General features: G+C 68.2%; 15 protein-coding genes. 8 read left to right on the forward strand and 7 right to left on the reverse strand.

Translation table 11 applies throughout. The features are described 5' to 3' along the window. Positions 1-50: 50 nt before the first annotated feature. Complete coding sequence (locus BM060_RS23910; RefSeq protein WP_043266861.1) at positions 51-806, reverse strand: DeoR/GlpR family transcriptional regulator; 756 nt, start codon at positions 804-806, stop codon at positions 51-53. A gap of 517 nt (positions 807-1,323) precedes the next feature. On the opposite strand from BM060_RS23910, the gene BM060_RS23915 reads away from it, so the two are divergent. The 5 genes from BM060_RS23915 (at position 1,324) to nudC (ending at position 8,492) form a co-directional block, all read left to right on the forward strand. Further along, entirely contained in the window at positions 1,324-3,591 is a 2,268-nt protein-coding gene (locus BM060_RS23915; RefSeq protein ID WP_009619217.1) for an Orn/Lys/Arg family decarboxylase, read from the forward strand. Between the two features lie 37 nt (positions 3,592-3,628). Then, complete coding sequence (locus tag BM060_RS23920; RefSeq protein ID WP_074983657.1) at positions 3,629-4,981, forward strand: amino acid permease; 1,353 nt, start codon at positions 3,629-3,631, stop codon at positions 4,979-4,981. A gap of 137 nt (positions 4,982-5,118) precedes the next feature. Beyond that, the gene (locus BM060_RS23925; protein WP_074983660.1) at positions 5,119-5,931 is read left to right on the forward strand and encodes a crotonase/enoyl-CoA hydratase family protein; all 813 of its coding nucleotides are present in this window, start codon (positions 5,119-5,121) and stop codon (positions 5,929-5,931) included. Between the two features lie 39 nt (positions 5,932-5,970). Beyond that, on the forward strand, positions 5,971-7,650 hold the full coding sequence (locus tag BM060_RS23930; RefSeq protein WP_074983662.1) for a FimL-related protein: 1,680 nt from the start codon (positions 5,971-5,973) through the stop codon (positions 7,648-7,650). Continuing rightward, positions 7,650-8,492, forward strand: a complete 843-nt coding sequence (gene nudC / locus BM060_RS23935; RefSeq protein ID WP_074983665.1) for an NAD(+) diphosphatase — start codon at positions 7,650-7,652, stop codon at positions 8,490-8,492. The genes BM060_RS23930 and nudC overlap by 1 nt, the downstream gene beginning before the upstream one ends. A 22-nt stretch (positions 8,493-8,514) precedes the next feature. Here the strand turns inward: nudC and BM060_RS23940 are convergent, their stop codons facing one another. After that, positions 8,515-9,306 (reverse strand): TSUP family transporter, encoded by a 792-nt coding sequence (locus BM060_RS23940; protein ID WP_074983668.1) that lies wholly within the window; start codon positions 9,304-9,306, stop codon positions 8,515-8,517. 100 nt (positions 9,307-9,406) lie between these two features. On the opposite strand from BM060_RS23940, the gene BM060_RS23945 reads away from it, so the two are divergent. Further along, positions 9,407-10,054, forward strand: coding sequence for a hypothetical protein (locus BM060_RS23945; RefSeq protein WP_074983670.1), 648 nt, complete (start codon positions 9,407-9,409; stop codon positions 10,052-10,054). A 757-nt stretch (positions 10,055-10,811) separates the two neighbouring features. On the opposite strand, the gene BM060_RS23950 is transcribed toward BM060_RS23945, so the two are convergent. The 4 genes from BM060_RS23950 to BM060_RS23965 all read right to left on the reverse strand — a co-directional run bounded on the left by BM060_RS23950 (position 10,812) and on the right by BM060_RS23965 (position 14,010). Next, a complete protein-coding gene (locus BM060_RS23950; protein WP_074983672.1) occupies positions 10,812-11,579 on the reverse strand; it encodes an SDR family oxidoreductase in 768 nt (255 codons plus the stop codon). Between the two features lie 25 nt (positions 11,580-11,604). Continuing rightward, entirely contained in the window at positions 11,605-12,675 is a 1,071-nt protein-coding gene (locus BM060_RS23955) for a phosphotransferase family protein (RefSeq protein ID WP_074983675.1), read from the reverse strand. Between the two features lie 257 nt (positions 12,676-12,932). Next, a complete protein-coding gene (locus BM060_RS23960; protein ID WP_009619228.1) occupies positions 12,933-13,244 on the reverse strand; it encodes an SCP2 sterol-binding domain-containing protein in 312 nt (103 codons plus the stop codon). Positions 13,245-13,299: 55 nt separating this feature from the next. Further along, positions 13,300-14,010 (reverse strand): histidine phosphatase family protein, encoded by a 711-nt coding sequence (locus tag BM060_RS23965; RefSeq protein ID WP_074983677.1) that lies wholly within the window; start codon positions 14,008-14,010, stop codon positions 13,300-13,302. A 205-nt stretch (positions 14,011-14,215) separates the two neighbouring features. Between BM060_RS23965 and sohB the strand changes: the two genes are divergently transcribed. Together sohB and BM060_RS23975 are read left to right on the forward strand one after the other, a co-directional pair. After that, positions 14,216-15,238, forward strand: coding sequence for a protease SohB (gene sohB, locus BM060_RS23970; protein ID WP_074983680.1), 1,023 nt, complete (start codon positions 14,216-14,218; stop codon positions 15,236-15,238). Positions 15,239-15,293: 55 nt separating this feature from the next. Then, positions 15,294-16,286 (forward strand): YhdH/YhfP family quinone oxidoreductase, encoded by a 993-nt coding sequence (locus BM060_RS23975; protein WP_074983683.1) that lies wholly within the window; start codon positions 15,294-15,296, stop codon positions 16,284-16,286. Positions 16,287-16,308: 22 nt separating this feature from the next. Here the strand turns inward: BM060_RS23975 and BM060_RS23980 are convergent, their stop codons facing one another. Continuing rightward, positions 16,309-17,160, reverse strand: coding sequence for an alpha/beta hydrolase family protein (locus BM060_RS23980; RefSeq protein WP_074983686.1), 852 nt, complete (start codon positions 17,158-17,160; stop codon positions 16,309-16,311). Positions 17,161-17,225 lie beyond the last annotated feature (65 nt).

Below are 17,225 nucleotides of genomic sequence, written 5' to 3' on the forward strand. Positions count from 1 at the left end.
AGCCATTCGGCTGATTTACCGGGGATTTTCGTATTCGAACACAAGCCGCGTCAGACCAGCTCCAGCTGCACCTTGTGCTGGGCCAGCAGGCGCGCCACGGCGGGCGGCGGCGCGGCGTCGGTGAACAGGCGGTCGACCAGGCCGATCGGCCCCAGGCGCACCAGGGCGTTGCGCCCGAACTTGCTGGAGTCGGCGGCGAGGAACACCTGCCGGGCGTTGTCGATGATGGCGCGGGAGACGCGCACTTCCTGGTAGTCGAAGTCCAGCAGGCTGCCGTCCTCGTCGATGCCGCTGATACCCACCAGGGCGAAGTCGGCGCGGAACTGCTCGATGAAGTCCACCGCCGCCTGGCCGACCACGCCGCCGTCGCCGCGCACGGTGCCGCCGGCCACCAGCACTTCGAAATCGTCCTTGGCGCTGAGGGTGGCGGCGACGTGCAGGTTGTTGGTGATGATCTTCAGGTGGCGGTGGCCGAGCAGGGCGCGGGCGATGGCCTCTGTGGTGGTGCCGATGTTGATGAACAGCGAGGCGTCGTCGGGAATCTGCGCCGCCACCGCCTCGGCGATGCGCTGCTTCTCGTCGCGCATCTGGTCGGCGCGGGTGTTGTAGGCGGTGTTCTCGATGCTCGAATCCCAGGCCGCGCCGCCGTGGTAGCGGCGCAGCAGGCTGCGCTCGGCGAGCTGGTTGATGTCGCGGCGGATGGTCTGCGGGGTGACGGCGAACTGCTGGGCCAGTTCCTCGATGCTCAGGTAGCCGCGTTCGCGGACCAGATCGAGGATGTCTTGCTGTCGGGGGGGCAGGTTCATCTGCGCTCTCGTGGGGGCGGGGCGGAGGGTCAAGGATGCCGGAGTGGGGCGGGGCTGTCATGTGGGGGTGTTCGTGCCACCGGGGTGTCCGGCGTAGCCGGTGAATCCAATCGCGGACGGAGTCCGCTCCTACCGCATGAGCGAGCATGGCTTTTCGTAGGATGGTGTTGAGCGAAGCGATACCCATCACCGCAACCGCATGGGTTTCGCCAAGACTCAACCCATCCTACGAAAAGCGTCTCGCTGCAGCCGGCAAGACAGTTGCTCCTACGCCTGTGCCTCCTGGAACCGTAGGAGCGGACTCCGTCCGCGATTCAGCGGATAACGCCGTACGGATTTCCGCAGAAACCTCCGCGCGCTGGGGATAGGGCGCTCTTGAAGCCGACCTCCCCGGCCCCGCCTTTCGCCCGTGCGACCTATTCTTATAGCCAACAGCCGACCCTATTCCCCTGCGGAATGTAAGCCCATACGCTGCAGGGGATCGACGGAAAGCCTCCGTCAGCATTCGGGGCTCACAATGTATAAAGATCTGAAATTCCCCATCCTCATCGTCCACCGCGACATCAAGGCCGACACCGTCGCCGGCGACCGCGTCCGCGGCATCGCCCGCGAGCTGGAGCTGGACGGCTTCAGCATCCTTTCCACCGCCAGTGCCACCGAGGGGCGCATCGTCGCCTCCACCCACCATGGCCTGGCCTGCATCCTGGTCGCCGCCGAGGGGGCGGGGGAGAACCAGCGCCTGTTGCAGGACGTGGTCGAGCTGATCCGCGTGGCGCGGGTGCGGGCGCCGCAGCTGCCGATCTTCGCCCTCGGCGAGCAGATGACCATCGAGAACGCACCGGCCGAGTCCATGGCCGACCTGCACCAGCTGCGCGGCATCCTCTACCTGTTCGAAGACACCGTGCCCTTCCTCGCCCGCCAGGTCTCGCGGGCCGCGCGCAAGTATCTGGAGGGCCTGCTGCCGCCGTTCTTCCGCGCCCTGGTGGAGCACACCGCGCAGTCCAACTATTCCTGGCACACGCCTGGCCACGGCGGCGGCGTGGCCTACCGCAAGAGCCCGGTGGGGCAGGCTTTCCACCAGTTCTTCGGGGAGAACACCCTGCGCTCGGACCTGTCCGTTTCGGTGCCCGAGCTGGGCTCGCTGCTCGACCACACCGGCCCGCTGGCCGAGGCCGAGGCCCGCGCGGCGCGCAACTTCGGTGCCGACCACACCTTCTTCGTGATCAACGGCACCTCCACGGCGAACAAGATCGTCTGGCACTCCATGGTCAGCCGCGACGACCTGGTGCTGGTGGACCGCAACTGCCACAAGTCGGTGCTGCACTCGATCATCATGACCGGCGCCATCCCGCTGTACCTGTGCCCGGAGCGCAACGAGCTGGGCATCATCGGGCCCATTCCGCTGTCCGAGTTCAGCCGCGAGTCGATCGCCGCGAAGATCGCCGCCAATCCCCTGGCCCGCGGCCGCGAGCCGAAGGTGCGGCTGGCGGTGGTGACCAACTCCACCTACGACGGCCTGTGCTACAACGCCGAGCTGATCAAGCAGGCCCTGGACGGCAGCGTCGAGGTGCTGCACTTCGACGAGGCCTGGTACGCCTACGCCGCCTTCCACGAGTTCTACGACCGCCGCTACGGCATGGCCACCAGCCGCGGCGAGGACGGGCCGCTGGTGTTCACCACGCATTCCACCCACAAGATGCTGGCGGCCTTCAGCCAGGCCTCGATGATCCACGTGCAGGACGGCGGCAAGCGGCGCCTGGACCGCGCGCGCTTCAACGAAGCCTTCATGATGCACATCTCCACCTCGCCGCAGTACGGCATCATCGCCTCGCTGGACGTGGCCTCGGCGATGATGGAGGGCCCGGCCGGGCGTTCGCTGATCCAGGAGACCTTCGACGAGGCCCTGAGCTTCCGCCGCGCCCTGGCCAACGTGCAGCAGAACCTGGCGGCCGGCGACTGGTGGTTCTGCGTGTGGCAGCCGCCGGGCGTGGAGGGCACCGACGAGGTGCGCACCCGCGACTGGCTGCTGGAGCCCGACGCCGAGTGGCACGGCTTCGGCGAGGTGGAAGACGACTACGTGCTGCTCGACCCGATCAAGGTCACCCTGGCCACCCCGGGCCTGAACGCCGCCGGGCGTCTTGAAGAGCACGGCATTCCCGCCGCGGTGGTCGGCCGCTTCCTCTGGGAGCGCGGCCTGGTGGTGGAGAAGACCGGCCTGTACTCCTTCCTGGTGCTGTTCTCCATGGGCGTGACCAAGGGCAAGTGGAGCACCCTGGTCACCGAGCTGCTGGAGTTCAAGCGCAGCTACGACGGCAACGCGCCGCTGTCCGAGGCCCTGCCCAGCGTGCTCCAGGCCGCCCCGGCGCGCTACGCCGGCATGGGCCTGCGCGACCTCTGCGAGCAGTTGCACGCCTGCTACCGCGAGCACGCCACGGCCAAGGCCATGCGCCGCATGTACACCATCCTGCCGGAACTGGCGCTGCGCCCGGCCGACGCCTACACCCAGTTGGTGCGCGGCGAGGTCGAGGCGGTGCCCATCGAGCGCCTCGAAGGGCGCATCGCCGCGGTCATGCTGGTGCCTTACCCGCCGGGCATCCCGCTGATCATGCCCGGTGAGCGCTTCACCGAGGCGACGCGCTCGATCCTCGACTACCTGGCCTTTGCCCGGACCTTCGAACACGACTTCCCCGGTTTCGATTCCGATGTGCATGGCCTGCAGGTGCAGGACGTGGACGGCCGGCGCTGCTATACCGTTGAGTGCATCGTGGAAAATGCCGACAGCTGATTCCGTCGTCCAGGGCGACGGGACCTAAGGAGCGAGGATGAGCGGGGGAGAGGCTGCCAAGAAAGGCAGCATGGGGTTCTGGAGCTGTACCGCGCTGGTGATCGGCAACATGGTCGGCTCGGGCGTCTTCCTGCTGCCCTCCAGCCTCGCCGCCTATGGCGGGCTCAGCCTGTTCGGCTGGCTGGTCTCCAGCACCGGCGCGGTGCTGCTGGCCTTCACCTTCGCCCGCCTGGCGCGGCTCAACCCCGGCGCCGGCGGGCCCTACGCCTACACCCGCGAGGGCTTCGGCAGCTTCGCCGGCTACCTGTGCGCCTGGACCTACTGGAAGGCCGCGTGGATCGGCAACGCCGCCATCGCCGTGACCCTGGTGGGCTACCTGCGGGTGTTCATCCCGGCGCTGGCCGACCCGCTGCTGATGGTGGCCACCGCCATCGGCGCCATCTGGCTGTGCACCTTCATCAACCTGCGCGGCATCGCCACCTTCGCCGTGGTGCAGAACCTGCTCACCGCGCTCAAGCTGATCCCGCTGCTGCTGGTCGGGGTGCTCGGCTGGCTGCACTTCAACCCCGACTACCTGACCATTCCGCCGCGCGAGCAGTTGCCGAACATGGGCTATGCCCAGGCCATCGCCACCACCGCGGCGCTGACGCTCTGGTCGTTCATCGGCCTGGAATCGGCGACGGTGCCGGCCGACGACGTCCGCGACCCCAAGCGCACCATCCCGCGCGCCACCCTGTTCGGCACCCTGGCCGCGGCCGGCGTGTACGTGTTGTCGATCACCTCGGTGCAGGGCCTGATGCCGCCGGAAGTACTGGCCAGGTCGACCTCGCCCTTCGCCGACGCCGCGCGCGTGCTGATGGGCGACTGGGGCTACTACCTGGTGGCCGCCGGCGCGGTGATCGCCTGCCTCGGCGCGCTCAACGGCTGGGTGCTGCTGCAGGGGCAGATCCCGGTGGCGCCGGCGCGCGACGGGCTGTTCCCCGAATCCCTCGGCAAGCTCAACAAGCATGGCGCCCCGGCCAACGGCCTGTGGGCCTCGGGGCTGCTGGTGACGGTGCTGGTGCTGATCGACGGCCAGGGCAACCTGGTGGACGTGTTCAACGTCATCATCCTGCTCGGCACCATGACCGGCGTGGTGCCCTACGCCTTCTGCACCGCGGCGCTGCTGCAGCTGCTGGCGGTGCGCACCAGCGAGTTCTCGCCGCGCTCGCGGCCGCAGCTGATCGCCGTCGGCTCGCTGGGCTTCCTCTACTCGCTGTGGGCCCTCTACGGCACCGGCGAGCAGGCCATCTTCTGGGGCTTCCTGGTGTTCATGGCGGGCATCCCGATGTACACCTGGCGGCAATGGCGCAACCGCCAGCAGGGCCTACCGGTGGCGGAAATCGACTAGCGCCCGTTCGCAGCTGGAGCGTGCCCTGCATCACATAGGCCGGCATCGACTTTTGCCCTTGCCTTGTTATAGTGGCACGCCATCACTACAAGAACTGCCGCGCACAGCAGAGCAGGGCATTCCCGAGGGTTTCCCCCGTGACCGAGTACAAAGCATTTCGCGTCGAACTGGCCGACAAGATCGCGCATGTGATCATCAATCGCCCGGAAAAAGTCAACGCGATGAACGCCGATTTCTGGCGCGAGATCGTCGATATCTTTCGTTGGGCCGATGAAACGGATGAAGTCCGCGTGGTGGTGGTTTCCGGTGCCGGCAAGCATTTCTCCGCCGGCATCGACCTGATGCTGCTGGCCCAGGCCGGCAGCCAACTGGGCAAGGACGTCGGCCGCAACGCCCGCGCCCTGCGCCGCAAGATTCTCGAACTGCAGGCCTCGTTCAACGCCATCGACGCCTGCAGCAAGCCGGTGCTCGCCGCCGTGCAGGGCTATTGCCTGGGCGGCGCCATCGACCTGATCTCGGCCTGCGACATGCGCTACTGCAGCGAGGACGCGCAGTTCTCCATCAAGGAAATCGACATGGGCATGGCCGCCGACGTCGGCACCCTGCAGCGCCTGCCGCGGCTGATCGGTGACGGCATCATGCGCGAGCTGGCCTACACCGGGCGCATGGTCGACGCCGCCGAGGCGGTGCGCATCGGCCTGGTCAACCGCAGCTACGCCGACAGCGCGGCGCTGCTCGACGGTGTGTTCGAGCTGGCGCGGCAGATCGCCGGCAAGTCGCCGATCGCCATCCGCGGCACCAAGGAGATGATCCGCTACGCCCGCGACCACAGCGTCGAGGACGGCCTGGAATACATCGCCACCTGGAACGCCGCCATGCTGCAATCGGCCGACCTGCAGAAGGCCATGGCCGCCCACATGAGCAAGCAGCAGCCGGAGTTCGCCGACTGATGCCCCATTACCCCCTCGCGCAGGAGGCGCGTTAGCCCGATGGTCACTGGAGCCACCTCCCTCAGTCTGGTGCGCGATGAACTCTTCGCCACCATGGAGCAGGCCGAGCAGAACCTCGAGCAATTCATCGCCGAGCGCCAGAACGGCAGCCTGCTGCAACACGCGGTCGAATGCCTGGCGCAGATCCGCGGCACCCTCAACCTGATCGAACTGGCCGGCGCCGAGCTGCTGGCCCAGGAAGCCCTGCAGCTGGCCACCGACATCCCCACCGGTGTCGGCGAGGAGCGCGACGGCCAGCTGGCCGCCCTGGGCAATGCCCTGTACGTGCTGCGCCGCTACCTGGAGAACCTGGAGGCCAACCGCCAGGAAATCCCCGAGCTGCTGCTGCCGGCGATCAACGACGTGCGCCTGGCCGCCGGCCAGCCGGTGCTGCCGGAGAGCTTCTTCTTCAGCGCGCGCCTGGACCTGCCGCGCCCGGCGGCGCCCCGCGCGGTGCCCACGGTGGCCGACCGCGCCCAGGAAGTCCGCCGCCTGCGGCACATGTACCAGGTCGGCCTGCTCGCCCTGGTGCGCGAACAGGACCATTACTCCGGCCTCAAGCTGATGGGGCGCGCCCTGGCGCGCCTCGACGCGCTGCTCGGCTACGGCCAGCGCAGCCGCCTGTGCTGGATAGGCGCGGGCGCCCTGGAAGCCCTGGTGGATGCGCAGATGCTGCCGCGCAAGGCGCGCAAGCAACTGTTCTCGCGCCTGGACCGCGAACTCAAGCAGCTGCTGGCCAACGCCAGCTACGAGGCGCCGCGCCAGCTGCTCAAGGAGCTGCTCTACCTCACCGCCCTGGCCGACACCCGCGGCCCGCGGGCCAGCGAGCTGCGCGAGGTGTTCGGCCTGGCGCCGCTGCCGTTCACCGACCACCTGCTGGAAGACGAGTCGCAGCGCCTGTCCGGTCCCGGCCAGGCGGTGATGCGCTCGTTGTCGGCGGCCATTCGCGAGGAACTCACCACGGTCAAGGACCAGCTCGACCTGATCGAGCGCGGCGTGTCCCCGGCCGATGCCCTGGGCACCCTGCACACCCAGCTGGGCAAGCTGGCCAAGACCCTCGGCATGGTCGGCCTGAACTCCGCGGCCAACGTGCTGCAGGGCCAGGTTTCGGTGGTGTCCGGCTGGGTGGCCAGGGGCGCGGTGGAATCGCCGGTGGCGCTGAACGCCCTGGCCGACGCGCTGCTCTACGTGGAAAGCCTGGTCGGCAGCCTGGAGCGCGGCGAGCGCCTGGCCGCCCCCGCCATCATCGACCTCGAGCCCACCGCCGAGTCCTTCGCCGTGCACCAGCTGGCCGAGGCGCGCATCGTGGTCATCGACGAAGCCCAGGGCGGCCTGGCCCTGGCCAAGCGGGCGATCACCGCCTACCTGGAATCCAACGGCGACAAGCTGCACCTGGCCAACGTCCCCGGCAGCCTGCAGGCCGTGCGCGGCGGGCTCTGGTTCCTCGGCCAGGAACGCGCCGCCCGGCTGGTCGGGGCTTGCGCCGACTACATCCAGCGGCAGATGATCGAAACCACGCAGATGCCGTCCGAGCAGATGCTGGAAACCCTGGCCGATGCCCTGACCGGCCTCGAATACTACCTGGAGGGCGGCGCCGTGCTGCGTCCCGAAGGCCAGCCCGACGTGCTGGACGTGGCCAGCGAGAGCGTGCGCGCCCTCGGCCTGGAGGTGGCTGCCTGATGCGTACCGGACGTTGGGAGTCCGCCTGGCTCGACCCGGCGGAGAAAGGTGGCTGGGCCCTGGCCCACTATCGCCAGCAATTCCTCGGCGATGCCAATGGCGTGCTCTTCCCCCGTGACTGGCTCAAGCGCCAGGACCTGCCGGTGCTCTCCGAGCAGGGCGTCGGCCACTTCGATGGCGATGCCGTGTACCTGCTGGAGCTGGAGTCTCCCGCCAGCGTCGAGGGCTGCAGCTGGATAGGCCTGCGCCACGTCATGCTGGAAGCCGAGGAAGACCAGTTCGCCATGCTCGGCTTCGCCAGCCAGGTCGGCACCTGGGCCCGCGAGAACCGTTTCTGCGGCGGCTGCGGCCAGCCGATGCGCGCCGTGCCGCGCGAACGCGCCATGCGCTGCGACGCCTGCGACATCCAGCGCTACCCGCTGCTGTCGCCGAGCATGATCGTCCTGGTCACCCGCGGCGACGAACTGCTGCTGGCGCGCTCGCCGCGCTTCGTGCCGGGCATGTACAGCACCCTGGCCGGCTTCGTCGAGCCGGGCGAGTCGGTGGAACATTGCGTGGCCCGCGAGGTGAAGGAAGAGGTGGGGCTGCAGGTCGGCAACATCCGCTACCTGGGCAGCCAGAACTGGCCGTTCCCACATTCGCTGATGCTCGGCTTCCACGCCGAGTACGTCAGCGGCGAGATCGTCTGCCAGCCGGACGAGATCGAAGACGCCCAGTGGTTCCCCTACGACTCGCTGCCGCGCCTGCCGGCCGGGCGTTCCATCGCCCGCTACCTGATCGAGACCTGGCTGGCGCGCCGCGCCGGTCGGCCCGATCCCATCCTGCCGGGCGGCGGCTACTGACGCCCAGCGCTTTCCCCGCGCTTCAGACCGCGCTGAACCAGTGCTGCCAGACCAGGCGCGCGGTCAGCGCCAGCACCACCAGGATGAATACCGGGCGGATGAACCTGGCGCCGCCGCCGATGGCGGTGCGCGCGCCCAGGTAGGCGCCGACCATCAGCGCGCTGCCCATGCACAGCCCGAGCAGCCAGACCACCTGGCCGGAAGCGACGAACACCGCCAGCGCCACTATGTTGCTGACGAAGTTCATGGTGCGCGCCACGCCGCTGGCGCGGACCAGGTCCAGGGGGTACATCAGCAGGCTGCTGACGGTCCAGAAGGCGCCGGTGCCGGGGCCGGCCACGCCGTCGTAGAAGCCCAGGCCCAGGCCTTGCGGCCACTGGCGCCTGCGCCCGACCGGGGCGTCGGCGTCCAGCGGCGCCTTGGGCGTGCCGCCGAAGAGCATGTAGATCCCGCAGGAGAACACCACCACCGGCAGCATGCGGTTCAGCCATTCCGCCGGCAGCAGGTGCGCGGCCCAGGCGCCGACGGCCGCGCCTATGGCGGTGGCGAGCAGGCCGTTGCGCCACTTCGCCGGGTGGAACAGCTTGCGCTTGTAGAAGGTATAGCTGGCGGTGGCCGAGCCGAAGGTGGAGCTCAGCTTGTTGGTGCCCAGCGCCAGGTGCGGCGGCACGCCGGCGGTGAGCAGGGCGGGGATGGTCAGCAGGCCGCCGCCGCCGGCGATGGCGTCGATGAAGCCGGCGAGGAAGGCCACGACGGCGAGGATCAGCAGGGTGAGCGGGTCGATGGCCAGCTCGAAGGGGAGGGTGAAGGGCATGAAAAGTACGACCTGGGTTCAAGGCTGCGACGCCACGGCTGGCCGTCGCGTCGAGGGGTGCGCATAATGCCGGCAATTCTACCCGCAAGGAACTGATTCAATGCAGTACGACGGCCTGGCCTGGACGTTCGCGCTGATCGCCCTGCTGGCGCTGCTGGTCGCCGCACGCATCCTCTTCGACCGCCACTGGTTCCTCGGCTGGCTGCGCGGCTGCGCCGGCCTGGCCTTCATCGCCGCCGCGCTGGCGCTGGGTCTGGCGGCCTGGGACCTGCGCAGCTACGACGCGCTGCCCGCCGAGCGGCCGCTGGCGACCCTGAGCTTCCAGCGCCTGGCGCCGCAGCGCTACGAGGTGAAGATCCTCGAAGGCGACCGCGAACGCCGCGTCGAACTGGGCGGCGACCTCTGGCAACTGGACGTGCGCATCATGCAGTGGCGTGGTTTGGCCGCACTGATAGGCCTGGACCCCGGCTACCGCCTGCAGGGCCTGGCCGGCCGCTACCTGGCCATCGAGCAGCAACAGGCCCAGGCGCGACAGCAGACGCTGGCGCAAAGCCCCTACGGCTTCGACCTGTGGCGCTGGCTGCGCGACGGCCAGCACGACCTGCTGACCTTCCGGCCGCTGGCGGCGCGGGTGAACTTCCTGCCCATGGCGGACCAGGCGGTCTACAGCGTCCGCCTGGGCCCCGCGGGCCTGGAGGCGGAGCCGGTCAATGCCGCGGCGCAGCAAGCGCTGCGGGAGTGGCGGTAGGAGCAGCTGTCTTGCCGGCTGCGCCGAGAGGTTTTTCGTAGGATGGGTTGAGTTTACGAAACCCATGCGGCCGTGGTGATGGGTATCGCTCCGCTCAACGCCATCCTACGTCGCCCCACCCGCACCATTCCTCCCCCGTAGGAGCGGACCACCCACGCCATTCCCTTGTAGGAGCGCGCCCTGCGCGCGAAATCGCGGGCAGGGCCCGCTCCTACAGGTCGCCGGGAGGCACGGTATTCCTTCCCTCGTAGGAGCGGATCTTGTCCGCGATGGCCGGACACCCCGGCGCGATTCGCGGATAAGATCCGCTCCTACGCCGCCCACCCGCGCCATTCCCCTGTAGGAGCGCCCTGCGCGCGATTTCGCGGGCAGGGCCCGCTCCTACAAATTGCCGGGAGGCACGGCATTCCTCCCCCGTAGGAGCGGACCTTGTCCGCGATAGCCGGACGTCCCGGCGCGATTCGCGGATAAGATCCGCTCCTACGCTGCCCCACCCACGACATTCCCTTGTAGGAGCGCGCCCTGCGCGCGAAATCGCGGGCAGGGCCCGCTCCTACAGGTCGCCGGGAGGCACGGTATTCCTCCTCCCGTAGGAGCGGACTTTGTCCGCGATAGCCGGACGTCCCGGCGCGATTCGCGGATAAGATCCGCTCCTACGCCGCCCACCCGCGCCATTCCCTTGTAGGAGGCGTGCATCAATGGATCACCCAACGAAAAAGGGAGCCCGAAGGCTCCCTTTTTCATTGCGCTTATGTGATCAGGCAAGGAACCCGCCGTCGACGTTCAGCGCCACGCCGGTGGTGTAGCTGGAGGCGCTGCTGGCCAGGTACAGCACGGCGCCGGCCATTTCGCTCGGGTCGGCCACGCGCTTGAGCGGGATGCGCTGCAGGGCGGCGTTGCGGATGCTGTCGTTCTTCACCAGCGCCGAGGCGAACTTGGTGTCGGTCAGGCCCGGCAGCAGGGCGTTGCAGCGGATGCCGAACTGCGCGCATTCCTTGGCGAAGACCTTGGTCATGCTGATCACCGCGGCCTTGGTCACCGAGTAGATGCCCTGGAACTCGCCGGGGCTGACGCCGTTGATCGAGGCGACGTTGATGATGCTGCCGCCGCCGTTCTCCTTCATCAGCTTGCCGCCTTCGATGGACATGAAGTAGTAGCCGCGGATGTTCACGTCCACGGTCTTCTGGAAGGCGCCCAGGTCGGTGTCCAGCACGTTGCAGAACTGCGGGTTGGTGGCGGCGTTGTTGACCAGGATGTCCAGGCGGCCGAACTGCTCGCGGATCTGCGCGAAGACGCTCTGGATCTGCTCCATCTCGCCGATGTGGCAGGCGATGGCGGTGGCCTTGCCGCCGGAGGCATTGATGGCGTCGGCCACTTCCTGGCAGCCCTCGATCTTGCGGCTGGAGACGATCACGTGGGCGCCTTGCTGGGCCAGCAGCTTGGCGATGGCCTCGCCGATGCCGCGGCTGGCGCCGGAAACGAAGGCGATCTTGCCGTCGAGGTCGAACAGGTTGGTCTTGGACATGGGGTTCCCCTTGTTGTGATCGTCGTTACAGGCGCGATTTGCCGATGACCTGCAGGCTCATCTGCTCCAGCAGCTTGTTCATGTGGATGAACTGGGCGAAGCGCTTGTCCTGGGTCTGGCCGTGGAAGTAGCGGTAGTAGATCTGCTGCACGATGCCGGCCAGGCGGAACAGGCCGTAGGTGTAGTAGAAGTCGAGGTTGTCGATGCGCGGCAGGCCGGCGCGTTCGGCGTAGTAGTCGGCGAATTCCCGGCGCGTCAGCATGCCCGGCAGGTGGCTCGGCTGGCGGCGCATGAGCTGCACCGGCGCCGGGTCGTCGGCTTCGATCCAGTAGGCGAGGGTGTTGCCCAGGTCCATCAGCGGGTCGCCGATGGTGGTCAGCTCCCAGTCCAGCACGCCGATGATGCGCATCGGGTCCTTGGGGTCGAGGATGACGTTGTCGAAGCGGTAGTCGTTGTGCACGATGCCCGGCTTGTGGTGGTCGGCCGGCATCTTCTCGCGCAGCCAGGCCTTGACCGGTTCCCAGCTCGGCGCGTCGGGGGTCAGGGCCTTTTCGTAGCGGTCGATCCAGCCTTCGATCTGGCGCTGCACGTAGCCTTCGGGCTTGCCCAGGTCGCCCAGGCCGCAGGCCTGGTAGTCGACGTTGTGCAGTTCCACGAAGCGGTCGATGAAGTTCTTGCACAGGGTGTTGGCCTGCTGCGCGTCGAGCTTGAGCTCCGGCGGCAGGTCGGCGCGCAGGATGATGCCGTTGACGCGCTCCATCACGTAGAACTCGGCGCCGATCACCGACTCGTCGATGCAGTGCACGTAGGCCTTCGGGCAGTACGGGAAGCCGGCGTTGAGCTGGTTGAGGATGCGGTATTCGCGGCCCATGTCGTGGGCCGACTTGGCCTTGCGGCCGAACGGCGGGCGGCGCAGCACCAGCTCGTGGCTGGGGTATTCCAGCAGGTAGGTCAGGTTCGAGGCGCCGCCAGGGAACTGGCTGATCTTCGGCTCGCCCTGCAGGCCGGGAATGTGGGCCTTCAGGTAGGGATCGATGACCGCGGCGTCGAGCTCTTCGCCTTGGCGGATGCGGGTGGACTGGTCAGTCAGCGACATGCTTATCCCTTTCTTGTAGTCGGTAGCTGCCGGGGCAGCGGCGCCCGGGATCCATCATGCAGGGCAATAATGGTGTCCCGAGATAATTGGCTAATCTAATGCTCGCTTCCTACCCCCACAAGCGCCGCAGGGCGTTATTGGCGAGCGTGTTGGACCCCGATCAGGCTGCCTGATACGCCTTTGCCAGAGCGGCGCGGGCGAAAAAAAACCGGAGCCGCGGGGCCCCGGTTTCTCGTGCCGGCAGGCAGCGCTCCAGGTCAGACCGGGAACAGCTCGCCCAGCTTCATGGCCAGCATCATGTCGCCTTCGGCGCGCAGCTTGCCGGCCATGAAGGCCTGCATGCCGTCGGTTTCGCCGCTGGTGATGCCCTTGAGGGTCTCGCTGTCCATGATCAGGGTGACGTTGGGGTTCGGCGCATCGCCCTGCACGACTTCGCAGGTGCCATCCTTGACCACCAGGTAGTGGTTGTCGCCGTCCTCGATGTTGAACTGGAAGACCAGGTCCAGGCCGGCGGCGGCGCCAGCGTTGAATTTGCTCTTCATGGTGGAGACGATGTCAGCAACGCTCATGGTTCTATCCCTTTTCTAGGTTTTCTCGCGCGCCCGGGGGCGCAATGGGCCGGGCTCATCTGTAGGTGATGAGCTCCGGCGCCCTCAACAGTTCCAGGTGCACGTGACTGTTGAAGGAAGCCAGGGACACTTCGTCGCCGCGGAACTTCAGGCGGCTGAGCGAAGTGTTGACGATCTGCCAGTTCAGCTCGAAGGCCTTGATCGCCGGCATGCCGACGATCTGCTGGAGCACGGCGGTGATGGTCCCGCCGGAGGTGAACACGGCGATGTTGTCCTTGCCGCTGGCCTGGCGCAGCAGGCGCTGCAGGCCGTCGTGCACGGTGTCGAGGAATTCCTGCCAGCTGACCAGGCCTTCCTTGTGGTGCTCGCCGGAAACCCAGCGGGCGATCACGTAGGAGAACAGGCGCTGGAACTCGCCGCGGTGCTGCGCGGCGTTGCGCAGGATGTGCAGGGCCTGGGGCTCGTGCTGCAGCAGGTCGTCGAGGTGGGCGCGGATCACCGCGTCGGCCTCGAACTCGTTGAAGGCGGCGTCGATCTCCAACTCCGGCACGTCGAGCCCGGCTTCGCGCATGCGTTCCAGGGCTTCGCTGGCGGTGTGGCGCTGGCGCTGCAGGTCGCCGGCCAGGCAGCGGTCCAGGCGCAGGCCCAGGCCCGCCAGGTGTTCGCCCAGGACCTGGGCCTGGCGCACGCCGGTCGTCGAGAGCACGTCGTAGTCGTCGGCGCCGAACGAAGCCTGGCCATGTCGAATCAGATAGATGCTGCCCACGCACGGACCTCGGCAGGGGGAAAGTTCCGGCGAGGGTATGAGGAAGGCCCAGGGCTGTCAACGAAAAAACATACGCTTGTTTGAATGCTATTCCCAACGCTGATGAAGGCGTTCGCCAGCGCTGGCTGCGGCCCGGCGGGCTGGGTATGCTTGCGGGATTCCCCGGCCCGGTCGGCGGGCGGGGCACAGGTTGATAGGGGGAAGTGTGGAGTTTCTTCTGGATTACGCGGGTTTCCTGGCCAGGACCTTCACCGTGCTGGTGGCGGTGCTGGTGGTGCTGGTGGTGGTCGCCGCCCTGCGCGGCCGCGGGCGGCGCAGCTCGGGCCATCTGGAAGTGCGCAAGCTCAACGACTTCTACAAGGAGCTGCGTGAGCGCCTGCAAGGCAGCGTGCTCGACAAGGACAAGCTCAAGGCCCTGCGCAAGTCCGAGCACAAGGCCGCCAAGCAGGCGAAGAAGGCCGGCGCGCAGAAGAGCCGCGTCTACGTGCTGGACTTCGATGGCGACATCAAGGCCTCGGCCACCGAACACCTGCGCAACGAGATCACCGCGCTGCTCAGCCTGGCCACGCCCAAGGACGAAGTGGTGCTGCGCCTGGAAAGCGGCGGCGGCATGGTCCACAGCTACGGCCTGGCCGCCTCGCAGCTGGCGCGCATCCGCCAGGCCGGCGTGCCGCTGACCGTGTGCGTCGACAAGATCGCCGCCAGCGGCGGCTACATGATGGCCTGCATCGGCGAGCGCATCCTGTCCGCACCCTTCGCCATCCTCGGTTCCATCGGCGTGGTGGCGCAGCTGCCCAACGTGCACCGCCTGCTGAAGCGGCACGACATCGACTTCGAGGTGCTCACCGCCGGCGAGTACAAGCGCACCCTGACGGTGTTCGGCGAGAACACCGACAAGGGCCGCGAGAAGTTCCAGGAGGACCTGGAGTCCACCCACGAGCTGTTCAAGGGCTTCGTCGCCCACTACCGGCCGAAGCTCGCCATCGAGGAAATCGCCACTGGCGAGGTCTGGCTGGGCCAGGCGGCGCTGGGGCGCAAGCTGGTGGACGAGCTGAAGACCAGCGACGAGTACCTGGCCGAACGCGCCCGCGAGTCGGACGTCTACCACTTGCAGTACGTACAGAAGAAAAGCGTCCAGGAGCGCCTGGGCGTGGGCGCCAGCACGGTGATCGACCGCGTGCTGCTGAGCTGGTGGGAGCGCCTGGGGCGCAGCCGTTACTGGCAATGATTCCGGCGCGGGCGCAGGGGCGTCCGCGCGGCAGGCTTTGCAGAAGGAGAGCGTGATGAGTGCATTCAAGGCCCTCTGGGTTACCGAGTCCCCGCATGGCATCTACGAGCAGCAGGTGGTCGAGCGCGACACCAGCCAGCTGCCGGCCGGCGAGGTGCTGATCCGGGTGCGGTATTCGTCGCTGAACTACAAGGATGCGTTGTCGGCCAGCGGCAACCGGGGCGTGACCCGCAAGTACCCGCACACCCCCGGCATCGATGCCGCCGGGGTGGTGGAGGAATCCTCGGTGGGCGAGTTCGTCGCCGGCGACGAGGTGATAGTCACCGGCTACGACCTGGGGATGAACACCCCGGGCGGCTTCGGCCAGTACATCCGCGTGCCGGCCGCCTGGGTGATCAAGCGCCCGCAGGGCCTGAGCCTGCGCGAGGCGATGATCCTCGGCACCGCCGGCCTGACCGCGGCGCTGTGCGTCGACAAGCTGGAGCAGGCCGGCGTGACCCCGGCCTCCGGCCCGGTGCTGGTCACCGGCGCCAGCGGCGGCGTCGGCAGCATCGCGGTGATGCTGCTGGCCCAGCTGGGCTACAGCGTGGCGGCCTCCACCGGCAAGCTGGAGCAGGCCGAGTTCCTCAACGGCCTGGGCGCGCGGCAGATCATCGACCGCGCCACCGTCGCCGATGGCGTCGACAAGCCGTTGCTCAAGGAGCAGTGGGCCGGCGCCGTGGACACGGTCGGCGGCGACATCCTGTTCAACGTGGTCAAGTCGCTGCAGTACGGCGGCAGCGTGGCCTGCTGCGGGCTGACCGCCGGCGCCGCGTTCAAGGCCACGGTGCTGCCGTTCATCCTGCGCGGGGTGAACCTGCTGGGCGTGGACTCGGTGGAGCTGCCGCTGGTGGTCAAGGCGTCCATGTGGGACAAGCTCTCGCTGCAGTGGAAGCTGCCGCGCCTGGAGGAACTGGTGCGCGAAATCCGCCTCGACGACCTGTCCACCGCCATCCACCAGATCCTCGCCGGCAAGCTGGTCGGCCGGCTGCTGGTGAACCTCGACTGATGCCCGCGCCGGGGCCGGGCGTTCAGCCCAGCTCCGGCAGCAGGTAGCCCTCCCACAGCGTGTCGGCGAACTGCTCGCGGAAGAACCCGAAGTGGCCGATGCGCTTCACGCCCAGCTGTTCCGGGGCGATGCGCCGGCTCACCTTGGGCGCGCTGCGGTAGAAGCCCAGCAGGGCCTCGGTGCTGCGCTGGGACATCATCTCGTCGTCGGTGAAGGACAGCGAAACGATGGGCGTGTGCACCGCCGAATAGCGGATGCGCATTTGCTCCCCTTCGCCCAGGGCGTACTGCGGGTGCAGGCACCAGCGCCGCCACTGCTCGATCACCCCGCGCGGCAGGTCGCCGACGATGCCCAGGCGGCGGCCCGGGAAGTAGCCCAGCAGCGGCGTGACGGTCGGCGCGATGAAGTGCCAGAGCAGCCAGGCGCGGCCGCGCAGGCCGGCGGTGTTGTCGCGCCAGTAGCCGCTGCCGCTGGCGATGCTGAAGGCCCGGGTGATGCGCCCGCGGCCGTCGACGAAGGGCAGGATCTGCCCGCCCAGGCTGTGCCCGATCCAGTACAGCGGCTTGTCCTGCGCGGCCTCGGCCACCGCCGCGAGCACGGCGCTGCAGTCGTGGCGGCCCCAGTCGACGACGTTGGCCTTCACCTCGCGCAGCGGGCCGCTGCGCGACTGGCCCATGCCCTGGTAATCGAAGGTCACGACCAGATAGCCGCGCTCGGCCAGCCAGTTGGCGAAGGCGCCGTAGAAGCGCTGCTCGACGCCCATGGCCGGGACGATCAGGGCGGCGCCGAGCATCTCGCCCTGCGGCCGGTACCAGTGGCTGGCCAGGCGCTGGCCCTGGCCGTTGTCGATCTCGCGGGGCTGCGGGGTGGTCATGCTGCATGCTCCTGGGGCTGGCCGGTCAGGCCGCGTGGATTCGGGTTGAAGGATGGCGGTGCCTC

This window comes from Pseudomonas citronellolis, assembly GCF_900112375.1.
In the GTDB taxonomy this organism is placed as follows: Bacteria; Pseudomonadota; Gammaproteobacteria; order Pseudomonadales; family Pseudomonadaceae; genus Pseudomonas; species Pseudomonas citronellolis.